Below are 12,856 nucleotides of genomic sequence, written 5' to 3' on the forward strand. Positions count from 1 at the left end.
AGAGGTGATTGCCATGCAGTCGGTCAGACTGATATCTCATAAATATTGGCACCGGAAGCATCAATTTGCGCTGGAGCATGACATCTATACGTACTGGACGATGTTCGTGCCGGAGGAGGGAAGCTTCGGGTTTCGGATTGGGGAGCATGCGGGAGAAGCTGGCGTGGGTGACGTGGTCATCTGTCCGCCTCAGGTTCGCTTTCACCGCCAGGTGGTGGAGCCGGTATCGTTTCATTTTCTTCATCTGGAGCTGGAGACAGGGAGGCAGGAAGTGGAGGCAAGAGAGGGGGATATGGAGGACGCAGGTATCCCTTCATTCTGGAGTTTCGGGCTAGGAGGGATGGCGCAGAGGATCACGAGCCTGGCGGGATGCTGGACCTTCCAGGACAAGCAACGGCTCGCCTCGACCTGCCGGCTCTTGCATGAACAAGCCGCTGGCTTTGGGCAAACCCGTGATCTGCTGAAAACCCATGCGGTCAACGATCTGTGGCTGTGGACGCTGCTGGAGCGGATGCCGCAGTCGCCAGAGCTGCCGAACGCTTCTCTGCCGTCTTCCGGCGATTCTGTCATGGACCGGGCGAGGGCTTATATCCTGGAGCATGCCTGCGAGGAGCTCAATCTGCGCGGGCTGGCCGGACAGCTTCAGGTGACGCCGGTCCAGCTGACGAGGCGCTTCCGGGCGGCCTTCGCCGTTACGCCGATGGATTTTGTGACGGAGCTGCGCCTGAGCCGAACCTGTCGTCTGCTGGAGGAAACGTCCCTAAGCCTCGAGCAGATTGCTCCGCAATGCGGCTACGAGAACGGATATTACCTTAGCCGGATTTTCACGCGGAAGAAAGGGATGACGCCGTCGGCGTATAGAAGGCTGCATCGGGTATAACACTCAAGCAGCATTGTGGGTTACGTGGATACCACGATAGAGTCCAGTAGAGAGGTTATCGCTAAGCTAACCGACTTTACCTAGGGGGTTCCGCCGTTGTCCGGCCAATCCACAGCTCCCCTTGGATGCGAATGTGCTCGCACGGCAAGGTAGGATTGGCGATGCGCCAGAGCATGCGATCGGCGGCGCGATACCCGGTTTGGCGTACAGAGAGCAGCGGCCGGGTAAACTCCGGCAGGGAGTCCGGCTGCTCATGAAGCATGCCGACCAGGGAAATATCCTCGGGGATGCGAAGGCCAAGCTCGGTGCAAAGCTGATACACGGCAGGGATTTCGCTGTCGACGCCGCAGATGATGGCTGTGGGCTGATAGCGAACAAGCTTGGCACGCAGGTCTTCAACCCAATGCGGATTCGTATCCCGTGCATCAATGGAATGCATGAGGGGATCGATGGCCGCCTCAAACTCATTCATTGCATGCAGAAACGCCTGCCAGCGCAAAATAAACCCCCGTCTGTGGTGCGTATCCCCCACATACATGATGTTGGCATGACCTATCGAGCACAGGTAGGCCACGGCTTGGAAGGTCGCCTCATAAATGTCCCAGATGACGCTGTCTACCTTGGTGCCGAGCGGTGGATAGCTTAGTAAGATTTTGGGGATCGGCAGCTTCAGAAGCTCATCCTCCCAGGTTTTGGGCGTTAGGCTTGGAGCAATAAAGATACCGTCGGTATAGGCGAGGCCATGCTCTTCGATCCAGCCGGACATGGCTTTGTCCCGGATCGAGGTTGGCAGCTGGCAGGTCTCAATATGGTGGCCGAAGGAAGCGAATCGATCGCGCAATCCTTCGATTAAGCGCGCATTATAGGTCACAGATGCCTCGGTTTGAACGAGCAGGAATCTCAAGTTTTCTACAGGGTAAGGGACGATGTGCTCAGCCCGCAAGCTGCGGAGTTGATCCTTGGTCAAATACCCCCGCTGCTCCATCGTCTGCAGGATAAGCTGGCGGGTCGTCTCGGACATGCCGGGTTTACCTTTTAAGGCCTTAGAGACCGTTTGTACCGTAAGTCCGAGCTCTTTGGCGATCGTTTTTTGGGTTACCTGCTTGCGTATAGGCATGTAAGATCACCTCTGATCGGGAGGATGCTTGCTTGGCTTCTATCGTAGCATGTTCTCTTTTTTGATTAAACTAAAATTAAACTAGTTTCACGTTAGGGGCAGCTTATAATAAAGCTATCCGATAACGTGGAGGTAGAGCCCATGAGCAAACAAACGGCACAAACGATTACCATTTCATCTGAGCTGCCGGTTTCCTATACCCCGGATGTGGTCGTTGTAGGCGGCGGCGCATCGGGTGTTGCTGCTGCGATGGCAGCGGCACGTAATGGAGCAGACACCCTGCTGATTGAGCAGCGGGGGTATTTAGGGGGCATGGGAACAGCTGCGTTAGTTCCGGCTTTCTGTCCATACTCCGATGGGGAGAAGCCGATTATACGCGGGATCGGTCTGGACTTATTAAATGAAATGAAGCGGGAGGCAGGAGACGCTTTCCATAGACGATTTAAGGAGCAATTGGACTGGGTGCCAATCGATGTGGAAACCTTGAAGCGGGTCTATGATCAGCAGGTTTTGGAAAGCGGTGCCAAGCTGTTGTTCCACACGGTAGCCGATCAGGTGCTGCTGGAAGGGGATCGCATCCGTGGACTGGTCATCAGCAACAAATCGGGGCGTTCCGTTGTTCAGGCTAAGCTGTACATCGACGCGAGCGGGGATGCGGATTTGGCGGCCTTGGCCGGCGTGCCGTTCCAGACAGGCGGGGAAAACGGAGAGCTGCAGCCCGGCACGATGTGCTATGTGGTGACAGGAGCGGATAAAGCTCGCTTTGATCAATTTTGTAAGGACACCGGACAGTCGCAGCAATTGGACAAAACGATTGTGGAAGCACAGCAAAATGGCGATCTTCCGGAAGGCCGCAAACGTGTATCCGGTATCGCGTGGATTACGGATTCGATTGCGGGGTTTAACTTTGGTCATATCTTCGGGATTGACGGTACGCGTGCAGAAGACTTAACGTATGCTGCGGTCGAAGGGCGCAAGCTGATTGATCTGCAAATCAAATTTTTGCGTAAATATGTGCCGGGGTTCGAACAGATCCATCTGGTCCACTCCGGAGATCAAATCGGCATCAGAGAAACGCGCCGCATCGCCGGAGATTATACGCTCGTCGTGGACGACTTCATCTCCATGCGGACATTCGAGGATGATATTGCCCGCAATGCGTATTTTATTGATATTCATCTTGCCAATGCCAGCAGCACCATGGTGATTAAGCATCTGCCCAAAGGCAAATCCCATGGCGTTCCTTACCGCTGCATGCTGCCGCAAGGGAAATCCAATCTGATCGTCGCCGGACGCTCGGTTTCGTCCGATCGCCCTGTTCAGGGCTCGCTTCGCGTGATGCCAAACTGCTTTGCGATGGGGCAAGCGGCAGGCACGGCTGCAGCGATGGCAAGCGTCACAGGTGGAGGTTTCCGTGAGGTGAACATCGCTGAGCTTCAGGCTAAGCTGGTTGAGCAGGGAGCATGGCTGGGCGAACATCCGGGCAAGGCGGAAGCCGTTGCCGTAGCCTCCGGCCATATTGAATACGACGAGGAAAGTCATTAATGGCATAACTGCGGAAGATCGTCCCCGACCTGCCCCGAGCAGAGGAGACGGTCTTTTTGTGATAGCGGGATGTATCGGATCTCGTAGTATAGTAGTTACATGCAAGAGGATAAGGGGGACTGGATAGAGCATGTTTCGACTCGTAATTGTAGATGACGAGCCTACGGTCCGTCATGGCTTAATAACTTATTTTGATTGGGGCAACTATGGCATTGAGGTTGTTGGAGATGCGGATGATGGCGACGTGGGCTTGGAAGTGATTGAGAGCCTCAAGCCCGATATGGTGCTGATGGACGTTCGCATGCCGCAGATGGATGGGATTCGGCTTGCGCACGAGGTGAAGTCGCGCTTTCCAGCGATGAAGATTGTGTTTGTGAGCGGGCATGATGATGCGGATTACTTGAAATCTGCTCTGAAGGTCAGTGCGGTGGATTATATATTGAAGCCTGTCGATAGGCTGGAATTAGCTGAAGTTGTTGAACGGGTCGTCCAAGAATTAAAGGAGGCTCAGCAAGAACGTACCTATATCGTCGATATGCAGGTGAAGCTGACACAAAGCATGCCTTTGCTGCGCGAAAAATTTCTGATGTCACTCATTCGCGACGGGATTCCGCATCCGGCTAGAATCCAGGACCGGCTTGATTTTCTAGGGCTGGATCTGCCTGTCGAGGCTACCTATTGGATCATCGTTGTGAAAATCGACGATAGCGCTCAAGTTTTGGCGACACGCTCCGAGAGGGACCAGCAGCTGTTATCCTATTCGATTCTGAATATTATCCAGGAAATTATCGGGAACTCCATGCAGGGATATGCTTTCGAAAATCGCAATGCCGAATTCGTAGGCATTCTGAGAATGGGCGAGGAGGATACCCAGGAGGAGCTGCTGCTCGGTGTTGCGGAGGACATTCGAGACAGCTTGCTGAAATGGTTGAAAATAAGCGTGACAATTGGCGTAGGCGATCGAATCTCCGAATTAGCGGCTTTGCCGCAATCGTACAACCAGGCACAGGAAGCAGCTGACCATCGCTGGTATTTGGGCAAGAACCGGATCATTTCCATCGATCATCTGCAGCATGATAACGAAGCCTCGTACCGTTTCGATTCCGCACAGGGAGAGCGTATCCTGTCTGTTATCAAGTCTGCGGATAGGGAGGCGCTTCACGCTCAACTGGACGATGTGTTTATCCCGCTTTCCCAGAACCGCAGGCAAGGGTTCGCGAGTGGACGAAACGCTAGCTTACAGTTAATTTTGCTGACAAGCCGGCTGCTGCAAGAGGTAAATTTATTAGGACCCGAGATGGAAAGGAAGGAAAGAGACGTATGGGAGCGCATTTTCAAGCAGGAGCGGATGGCCGAGCTTAGGGATATTGTGGAAGACCATCTCTTGCAAGTCTGTGACTGCATGGAGGAGAAGAGAAAAGGGAAGCCGAAAAACGTCATTGAACGGATTCATGCTTTAATCGAGCAGCGCTACGCGGAGAATTTGCAGATAGGCGATATTGCCAAGGAAGTGTATTTGTCTGCGACTTATATGTGCCTGCTGTTCAAGCAGGAAACCGGTGAAACCATTAACGAGTATATGACCAAGGTGAGAATTGAGAAGGCAAAGGAACTGCTCAGCGATCCCCGCAACAAGTTTTACGAGGTTTGTTACCAAGTCGGCTACTCGGATCCGAGCTATTTCAGCAAGCTGTTTAAGAAGTACGCCGGACTTACGCCAAGTGCATACCGCGACCAGATGATGTAAAGAGGGTGCCAGATGAAGCGGTTGCTTATTCGTTGTTGGAATTATGTGTTGTTGCTCATAAACGCTGTGTTGACAGCTAAGTACTGGCTGCTGGTCTATGTGATGGTTATTCTCATTCCTGCAGCTATTCTGCTTGTGGCGCATACCCAGCGGTCTTCTCACATCTTGGAAGAGGAAGTAACCAATACGATGCTGCAGACGCTCAAGCAGGCGAGCATTAACTTGGATTTTCAGTTCGATTCGGTCCGGGATACGTCCAATACGTTATTTATGAACCCTATGCTTGCAGAATACTTAAACCGTCAAGCCACGATGCAGCAGCAGCTGGAGTCGCTCAAAGAATTGAGATTTTTGGTCGATAGTGCTCAGACGAATAGCACGGTGTTCCGGGTTCGTTTGTTCGTGAACGGGGATCGCTTATTTACGGGCGAACGGGTGAACTTTTTTACACAGGAAAGTCTGGCGGGCTGGCCTTGGTATGACAGGGTTATGAATTCAGGAGGCGCCATCGTATGGTCGGGTGCTTATCTGGAGTCGTTCATCGATAGCGGCCCGGCGTATGTGTTCTCAGCTGCAAGAATGCTACGGGATTTGCATCATTACGATCAAATTTCCGGCGTGCTGCTCGTTGATATGGCTGAAAAAACGATTACCGATATTTTGAGCAAAATTAAATTAACCAAAGAGGGTAACATTTATTTGCTCGCGAGCGATGGTACGATCGTGTCGCATCCGGACAAATCGCTGCTCGGCCAAAAGATGATGGAAACCGAGCAATTCGAAACGATTGCTCAAAGTGATGAAGGTGTTGTGCGACTGCCCGATGATAAGGATCCGAGATTCGCGATCTATACGAGGGTAGCTTCCACCGGGTGGAAGCTGGTAGCCGAGGTGCCGCAATCGGAGATTAGCTCCCGGGCTGTAGCCCTGAATCAATTCTCAGGGATAGCGACTATTTCGACCGTGACGATTCTGTTCTTGCTGCTCGTGTTCATCCTGCTGGCGATGATTGTTCGCAATATGAACCGGCGCATTCAAACGGTCATCCGGACGATTAAACGAGGCGGCATTGAAAGTCTGGACGATCGCATATTAAACGCCGGTGGCGACTTTAAGCTGCTTGAACATAGTGTGGATCACCTCATCCGCAGAGTGCATGGCTTGATGGAGGAAACCTATCAATCCAAGGTGCAGGAGCGGGAAGCGCAGCTTCGGGCTTTACAAGCGCAGATTAATCCGCATTTTTTGTACAATACGCTCGATACGATTAATTGGATTGCGATCGGACATAACGCGCCCGAGATCTCACAAATGATCACCGGCCTCGCTAAATATTTCCGCCTCAGTCTCAATAAAGGCCGGGATTTGGTCAGTGTAACCGATGAGCTTAACTTGGCCAAGGTGTACTTGGAGATCCAGCAAAGCCGGTTTCCCAAAAGCTTCGAGGTTCAATTCGACATGGAAGACGGGCTTGATGCTGTGGAAATGCCTAAGCTCACGCTTCAGCCCATTGTGGAGAATGCCATTCTGCACGGAATACGCAAATCCAAGGGCAAGACCGGCTCCATTCTTGTTCAAGCGAAAAAAGAGGAGGGCGATCTGCTCCTCTCCGTCACAGATGATGGCATCGGCATGGATGAGCAGCTTGTGCAAAGCTTGCTGACGCAGCCTCGTCCTCCTATGAAATCGGACAATTCAGGAAGCTCGTACGGTCTGTATAATGTGAACGAAAGGATCAGGCTGTTCGCCGGAGAGCCCTACGGACTGACGATATACTCTAGGCCGGGTGAAGGAACGACGGTAGTGGTTCGTATGCGTATCCGAAAACCATAAGATTGCACCAGAAACAGAAATATTACCATCTACATCCCATTGATGCCCACCGATATAATGATCCTATAAGAACATGGAGGTGAGCCATTGATGAGTACCACACAAGCCGAGCTAGAAGCACAGACAGCTCACGCCAAGCCAGTCTCGAAGGGGAAAAGCCGATGGAGGCTGATCCTAAGCAACTATGATTTGTACCTGCTGCTAGTGCCCGGATTGATCTTTTTATTGCTATTCAAATATGCGCCGATGTACGGCATTATCATCGCGTTTCAGGACTTCAATATCTTCGATGGGTTTGCGGGGAGCCAGTGGGTAGGGCTGGATCAATTTCGGAAGCTCATGAATTCCGAAGAGTTCTATCAGGTTTTTATCAATACGCTGCTAATCAGTGTGTACAAGATTGTGCTCCTTTTTCCGGTACCGATCCTCATTGCGCTTTTCTTGAATGAGGTTCGTAAGGTCTTGTTCAAGAAGACGATTCAGACCATTATTTTTCTTCCGCATTTCTTATCTTGGGTCATTATATCCGGGCTGTTTATTAATATCTTATCTCCGGCAGGCGGTATGGTGAACAATGTGATCCAATGGTTCGGAGGAGAGCCGATCTCCTTCTTCCTGGACAACCAGTTTTTCCGCAGCGTCGTTGTATTTACAGCAGGCTGGAAGGAATCCGGCTGGAATGCCATTATCTTTATCGCAGCGATTGCAGGAATTGAGCAGGAGCAGTATGAAGCGGCCTCTATCGATGGAGCAGGACGCATTCGGCAAATGCTATATATTACGCTGCCGGGCATCTTGCCGACGATCATTCTGATCTTCATTCTACGTTTGGGATACTTGCTGGAGGCGGGTACGGAGCAAATACTCACGATGTATAACTCCATCGTCTATCAGTCGGGGGATGTCATCGGCACGTTCGTATACCGCCAAGGTCTTGGCCAACAGGATTACAGCTTCAGTACGGCAGTCGGATTATTCAACTCCGTCGTCGGGTTCATCCTCATCGTAGCCGGCAACGAATTGAGTAAAAAGCTGATCAAACGCAGTATTTGGTAGGAGGTGGCGAATATGCACAAAAAAACGATTGGCGACTGGTCCTTAGACTTTCTTATCTATCTGGTATTGCTCCTCTGCGGCTTAGCGACCTTGCTGCCGATCGTCAATATTTTATCCAAAGCGATCAGTGAGGAATCAGCCGTAGTTTCCGGTAAAGTGGGTATTTTTCCTGTTGGCTTCCAGCTGGATACGATGAAATACGTCGTCTCTTCCAGCCAGTTCCTTCATTCGATCGGTATTTCATTGCTGATTACGGTTGCAGGAACGCTGCTGGCCATTTTGATCACAGCGCTGACTGCCTATCCTTTGTCCAAAAGACATCTGCCCGGCATTTCCTTTATCATGCTGCTATTTATTTTCACGATGATGTTTAATGGAGGAATTATCCCGAATTACTTGCTGATGAAGCAGCTGCATCTTATTAATAACTTATGGTCCCTCATACTGCCTGCTCTGATCAGCGTGTTCAACATGCTTGTCATCAAGAGCTATTATGAATCCTTGCCGGAGGCGCTGGAGGAATCCGCCAAAATGGACGGTGCCCGTAACCTTACGATTCTTTTCCGGATTATCATTCCATTGAGCGTTCCTGTCATCGCAACGATTGCTCTTTTCTATGCCGTGTACTTCTGGAATGATTACTTCCATCCGATGCTTTACATCAATGATGCAGGTCTGAAGCCGCTGCAGCTGTACTTGCGTGATATCGTGATGGATGCGGATAGTTCGAATGCCGTGAACAAGAGCGTAGACGACATGATGAACGTATCACCGGAAGGCATTCGGGCGGCAACCGTCATCGCTTCCATCATTCCGATGCTGCTTGTGTACCCTTATTTGCAAAAGCATTTTGTGAAAGGCGTTCTGATCGGTTCGGTAAAAGGGTGAACTTGCATGATCCCATTATGGAGTTTACGAAGGGGTTCATGATCAAAATATCTATGACCAATGGAGGTTTGCACATGTTCAAAAAACACCATAAAGCCGTGCTTCTAACGCTCACAGCAAGCTTGTCGGTAACCTCATTAGTTGCTTGCTCCTCCAAGAGCAGCACGCCTGCAGACAACAGCTCTGCCCCAGCAGCAACCGCCGTGCCAAAGCCTGAATTAAAATCGCTGCAAATTTGGCAGAAGGACGACTACAATACGTATCCGGTTGCAAAATTTCTCGAGGAAAAAACAGGCTACAAAGTGAAGTATGACATGCTGCCGCAGGATAAAGCGCAGGATAAGCTGAATATTCTCATTGCTTCCGGTGAGCCTTATGATGCTATCACGACAGGCGGCGGAACAGATTTCAAAGCGTTATATGCGGATTATGCGAAAAAAGGCGCCCTGACCGACCTTGGACCGCTAATCGATAAATTCGGGCCGAATATCAAAGCAGCCATTGACCCTGCCGTTCTAGAGGCGGCGAAGGTAGACGGCAAGCTGTATGCCATCCCGACGAAAACCATTCCTTATGCAGCGGAAAGCTTGTATGTGAGACAGGATTGGCTTGAGAAGGTAGGCATGAAGGCTCCCACGACTCTGGATGAATTGGTTGCTGTTTTGAAAGCGTTTAAAGAGCAAGATCCCGGTGGCAATGGCGATAAAAACATCCCGTTAACGATCAAAGGCGATGCCATGTTCATCAGTAACATTGTGGGTGCCTTCGGCATGCCGACCTTCTGGAATGATGTGAATGGGAAGCTGACACCGCGTATTCTGGATCCTGCGTACAAAGATTATGTCGCGTTTGCTTCGGAGCTCTTTAAACAAGGCTTACTCGACAAAGAGGCCGCCGCCAATAAAGACGCAACGGCAAAAGAGAAGTTCGCAAGCGGCAAAGCCGGTATGATTATTCTTCACTGGGCCGATGTGCCTGCCGTGACGGATGCGCTTGTCAAAAATAATGCTGCAGCCAAGGCTGCCTTTCTTCCTGCGTTAAAAGGAAAGGATGGCAAGGCGGGCTTAAACGCTGCAACAGGCTTTGATCGCATTACCTTCATTCCCAAAGCATCCAAGCATCCGGAGGATGCGATCAAATGGATGAATGCCAAGCTTGAAAGCGCAACGTTCAAAGAGATGGCCATCGGTCAAGAAGGCAAGCATTACACGTTCAAGGACGGTGCTTATACACCGATTCAACCGATCTTTACGGAAGAGCGCAATCAAGCCAACAACTTCCTGATGGGGACAGACGATAAAAACTATCCCACTTACTGGCAGGCACGTGTTCGCAAGGATGTGCGTTTATTCGAGGCATGGAATTTCATGAATAAGATTGAACCGGAGAGTACCCGAATTAATGACCCGTTAGGATTCGCGCCTTACCTGCCTGAATTCTCGAAAAACTTCCAGCAGTTAAACACGATGGTGGGAGACTATACGACAAAGCTTATTTTCGGTGCGGAATCCATCAGCGGGCTGGAAGCTTTCCAAGCAAAATTCAAAGCAGCCGGCGGAGACGCCAGCTACAAGGAAGTCAATGATTGGTACGCAACCGCGAAGAAATAAGCAAAGCCGCCCCGAGGAGAGAGAACTTGCCTGCAAATATTTGCTGCAGGTTCTCTTCTTTTTTTGCTAAAGCAAACGGATTGTATATGGAGGAAGAGCAATGGAGACTAATGAGCATTCGAAATGGCAGGGGAAAAGCTGGTGTACGCTGGGAGATAGCATCTCCGCAGCAGGTGGCTATCAAACCTTGGTAAGCGCAGCGCTTGGTTTCTCTACCGTTCGGAATGAAGGCAGAAGCGGGTGTCCACTCACCGCAGGAGGAGACTCGGATGATGGGGCTACCGTGCATATCGGACGACAGATGGAGCCTGTGTATGATTGTGTGACGATCTTCGCGGGAACGAATGATTTTCGGCTGGATAAACCGATGGGCCGGCAGGAAGAGAAGGATATCCATACGTTCTATGGGGCATATGTCACCTTGGTTGAGGATATTTTAAGCAAAAATCCCGCGTGTCGTCTCAACTTATGGACACCGCTCCAGCGTGACAAGGACGGGTATGGCATCGATTCCGTGAATGCACAAGGCCACCGATTGGAGGATTATGTAGAGGCCATCCAAGTTATTGGCGCCCGGTATGCGCTCCCTGTACTGAACTTGTACACGGAGAGCGGCTTCAATCGGTTCACGTTAGGCTTCCTAAGCGATGACCGGCTGCATCCCAATGGAGAGGGCTTTAAGCGGATTGCAGCCATGGCCATTCCTTTTCTAAAACGTATCTAGCTTAGGAGGGATGCAGCTTCCTGGTAGAGCAGATGCTTGACCCAGACTCTCTGACGGGTTCTAGGCTAAGGCGGGTGAAGGTTTCTAGAGCACGTATTGGCTCTCTGGTATGCAATATCCCCTAAACTCTCTGCCTTGTGCCTCTGAAGTCATGCTACAATAAACTAGAATGGGCCAAGAGAATAAGGACATGAGGGGCGATTCCAGCTATGATGACAAACGCGGGAAATAAGGTCAGATTCGGGATAATCGGCTGCGGCAATGTAACGGAGATCAAAAGCGGGCCCGGCCTGCAGAAGGCGGACGGCTCGGAGCTCGTCGCCGTGATGCGGCGCAATGGCGAGCTGGCGGAGGATTACGCGCGCAGGCATGGAGTGGGGCGCTGGTACACGGATGCACAGGCGCTGATCGACGATCCGGAGGTGGACGTCGTCTACATCGCGACGCCCCCAGGCTCGCATCTGGCTTACACGCTGGCGGCGGCCAAGGCCGGCAAGCCGGTCTATGTCGAGAAGCCGATGGCGCTCAATGAAGTGGAGTGCGAGCAGATGATCCAGGCTTGCCGGGAGGCGCAGGTTCCTCTCTATGTCGCGTACTACCGCCGGGGCTTGCCACGCTTTCTGAAGGTCAAGGAGCTGCTGGAGGCGGGAGCGATCGGCGAGGTACGCTTCGTCAGCACCTACCAGACGCAAACTTCCCCGCAGCTTCGGAACGGTGAGGTGCCATGGCGCTTGCAGCCGGAGCAATCCGGAGGCGGTCTCTTCTTCGATCTGGCGAGTCATACGCTGGATGTCTTGGATTTCCTGTTCGGTCCGATTACCGAGGCCAAGGGCATCGCCGTCAATCAGGAAGGACGCTTCCCGGGCGTGGAGGATACGGTGACCGGTACGTACAGGTTCGAGAGCGGCGTGCAGGGCAGCGGAACCTGGTGCTTCTCGGCTTATGCCCATGAGGACCGCAATGAGATTGTCGGTTCCAAGGGTAAGCTCGTCTTCTCCACGTTCGGCCACGAGCCGATCCGCCTAGAGACGGCGGACGGGGTGCAGATCTTCCCCTTCGAGGCGCCGGCTCATATCCAGCAGCCGCTGATCCAGACGATGGTGAACGAGCTGCGGGGGACAGGAAGCTGTGCGAGTACAGGTGATTCCGCGATGCGGACGAGCCGGGTGATGGATGAGCTGACCCGCGGATTTTATACGCAGGATTGAAGGTAAACTTGATTAACAATCATTTTTTCCCAAGCGATTTGGCTGGAAGCAGGTTATACTGATTGTACATTCTGATGAAAAGGAGGCCGATCGACATGATTGACGTTTCGCTAAGAACCTTGCATCTGTTGTACCTAACTTCATACGCGGGCGCGTCGCATCGGCCTTGTCGGACCACATAGAGCCAGGGCATCGCATACAGGACCCTTACGGGGGGCTGTGTATGCGGGTTCGGATCTAGGATCGGG

10 protein-coding genes are annotated in these 12,856 nt (G+C 51.8%); 9 read left to right on the top strand and 1 reads right to left on the bottom strand.

Translation table 11 applies throughout. From position 1 onward, the window contains the following. The first annotated feature begins 13 nt into the window (after nt 1-13). Entirely contained in the window at nt 14-880 is an 867-nt protein-coding gene (locus WMW72_RS21150) for an AraC family transcriptional regulator (protein ID WP_341417553.1), read from the top strand. A 76-nt stretch (nt 881-956) separates the two neighbouring features. Here the strand turns inward: WMW72_RS21150 and WMW72_RS21155 are convergent, their stop codons facing one another. Then, on the bottom strand, nt 957-1,997 hold the full coding sequence (locus tag WMW72_RS21155) for a LacI family DNA-binding transcriptional regulator (protein WP_341417554.1): 1,041 nt from the start codon (nt 1,995-1,997) through the stop codon (nt 957-959). 141 nt (nt 1,998-2,138) lie between these two features. On the opposite strand from WMW72_RS21155, the gene WMW72_RS21160 reads away from it, so the two are divergent. The 8 genes from WMW72_RS21160 to WMW72_RS21195 all read left to right on the top strand — a co-directional run bounded on the left by WMW72_RS21160 (nt 2,139) and on the right by WMW72_RS21195 (nt 12,608). Then, a complete protein-coding gene (locus tag WMW72_RS21160; protein WP_341417555.1) occupies nt 2,139-3,542 on the top strand; it encodes an FAD-dependent oxidoreductase in 1,404 nt (467 codons plus the stop codon). A gap of 130 nt (nt 3,543-3,672) precedes the next feature. Beyond that, the gene (locus WMW72_RS21165) at nt 3,673-5,289 is read left to right on the top strand and encodes a response regulator transcription factor (RefSeq protein WP_341417556.1); all 1,617 of its coding nucleotides are present in this window, start codon (nt 3,673-3,675) and stop codon (nt 5,287-5,289) included. Between the two features lie 51 nt (nt 5,290-5,340). Then, on the top strand, nt 5,341-7,122 hold the full coding sequence (locus tag WMW72_RS21170) for a cache domain-containing sensor histidine kinase (RefSeq protein WP_341417557.1): 1,782 nt from the start codon (nt 5,341-5,343) through the stop codon (nt 7,120-7,122). A gap of 90 nt (nt 7,123-7,212) precedes the next feature. Further along, nucleotides 7,213-8,178, top strand: coding sequence for an ABC transporter permease (locus tag WMW72_RS21175; protein ID WP_341417558.1), 966 nt, complete (start codon nt 7,213-7,215; stop codon nt 8,176-8,178). A gap of 12 nt (nt 8,179-8,190) precedes the next feature. Continuing rightward, nucleotides 8,191-9,066, top strand: coding sequence for a carbohydrate ABC transporter permease (locus WMW72_RS21180; protein ID WP_341417559.1), 876 nt, complete (start codon nt 8,191-8,193; stop codon nt 9,064-9,066). Between the two features lie 74 nt (nt 9,067-9,140). Continuing rightward, the gene (locus WMW72_RS21185; protein WP_341417560.1) at nt 9,141-10,676 is read left to right on the top strand and encodes an extracellular solute-binding protein; all 1,536 of its coding nucleotides are present in this window, start codon (nt 9,141-9,143) and stop codon (nt 10,674-10,676) included. Nucleotides 10,677-10,776: 100 nt separating this feature from the next. Beyond that, on the top strand, nt 10,777-11,400 hold the full coding sequence (locus tag WMW72_RS21190) for an SGNH/GDSL hydrolase family protein (protein WP_341417561.1): 624 nt from the start codon (nt 10,777-10,779) through the stop codon (nt 11,398-11,400). 209 nt (nt 11,401-11,609) lie between these two features. Beyond that, nucleotides 11,610-12,608 (top strand): Gfo/Idh/MocA family protein, encoded by a 999-nt coding sequence (locus tag WMW72_RS21195; RefSeq protein ID WP_341417562.1) that lies wholly within the window; start codon nt 11,610-11,612, stop codon nt 12,606-12,608. Nucleotides 12,609-12,856 lie beyond the last annotated feature (248 nt).

Source organism: Paenibacillus filicis, assembly GCF_038070315.1.
GTDB classification, from domain to species: Bacteria; Bacillota; Bacilli; order Paenibacillales; family NBRC-103111; genus Paenibacillus_G; species Paenibacillus_G filicis.

What these genes read in the sequence shown, in the direction of transcription:
- WMW72_RS21165 (WP_341417556.1), top strand. Translation starts at nt 3,673, where the DNA reads ATGTTTCGACTCGTAATTGTAGATGACGAGCCTACGGTCCGTCATGGC.
- WMW72_RS21195 (WP_341417562.1), top strand. Translation starts at nt 11,610, where the DNA reads ATGATGACAAACGCGGGAAATAAGGTCAGATTCGGGATAATCGGCTGC.
- WMW72_RS21190 (WP_341417561.1), top strand. Translation starts at nt 10,777, where the DNA reads ATGGAGACTAATGAGCATTCGAAATGGCAGGGGAAAAGCTGGTGTACG.
- WMW72_RS21175 (WP_341417558.1), top strand. Translation starts at nt 7,213, where the DNA reads ATGAGTACCACACAAGCCGAGCTAGAAGCACAGACAGCTCACGCCAAG.
- WMW72_RS21180 (WP_341417559.1), top strand. Translation starts at nt 8,191, where the DNA reads ATGCACAAAAAAACGATTGGCGACTGGTCCTTAGACTTTCTTATCTAT.
- WMW72_RS21185 (WP_341417560.1), top strand. Translation starts at nt 9,141, where the DNA reads ATGTTCAAAAAACACCATAAAGCCGTGCTTCTAACGCTCACAGCAAGC.
- WMW72_RS21160 (WP_341417555.1), top strand. Translation starts at nt 2,139, where the DNA reads ATGAGCAAACAAACGGCACAAACGATTACCATTTCATCTGAGCTGCCG.
- WMW72_RS21155 (WP_341417554.1), bottom strand. Translation starts at nt 1,997, where the DNA reads ATGCCTATACGCAAGCAGGTAACCCAAAAAACGATCGCCAAAGAGCTC.
- WMW72_RS21150 (WP_341417553.1), top strand. Translation starts at nt 14, where the DNA reads ATGCAGTCGGTCAGACTGATATCTCATAAATATTGGCACCGGAAGCAT.